1 protein-coding gene is annotated in these 413 nt (G+C 45.5%); it reads left to right on the top strand.

What is annotated here, in order from left to right; all coding sequences use genetic code 11:
- Window positions 1–413: calcium-binding protein (locus ACIR310F_RS25990; RefSeq protein ID WP_331271296.1), on the top strand; the 413-nt coding region annotated here is incomplete at both ends.

Raw genomic sequence — 413 nt, 5'->3', positions numbered from 1 at the left:
CAGGTAACGCGGGTAATAACGTCATTACTGGTAACGGTGGTAATAACACCCTTGACGGTGGTGCAGGTAATGACATCCTCACCGGGGGGCTGGGAAAAGATACTCTAACTGGAGGGTTGGGAGTAGACCGTTTTGACTACCGCACTTTAGCTGATTCTCTTTTCGGTAACTTTGATGTCATTACCGGATTCAATGCTACTACTGGTAATGATTTATTCCTTGTTTCCACTGCCCGCAGCGGATTCTCTAATGCCGGATCTGTGACAGCACTTAATACAGACGGAATTGCAGCTAAGTTAACTAATACTGTGTTTACAGCTAACTCTGCGGCTCAATTCATCTTTGGTACTGGTACTAATACTCGTACCTTTGTCGCTATTAATGACAGTACCGCAGGATTTAGTGCCAGCACG

The sequence above is a fragment of the Dolichospermum circinale AWQC310F genome, assembly GCF_000426925.1.
Classification (GTDB): domain Bacteria; phylum Cyanobacteriota; class Cyanobacteriia; order Cyanobacteriales; family Nostocaceae; genus Dolichospermum; species Dolichospermum circinale.
Note: the sequence above shows the minus strand (reverse complement) of the source record. Positions and strands in the feature narration are given on the sequence as shown.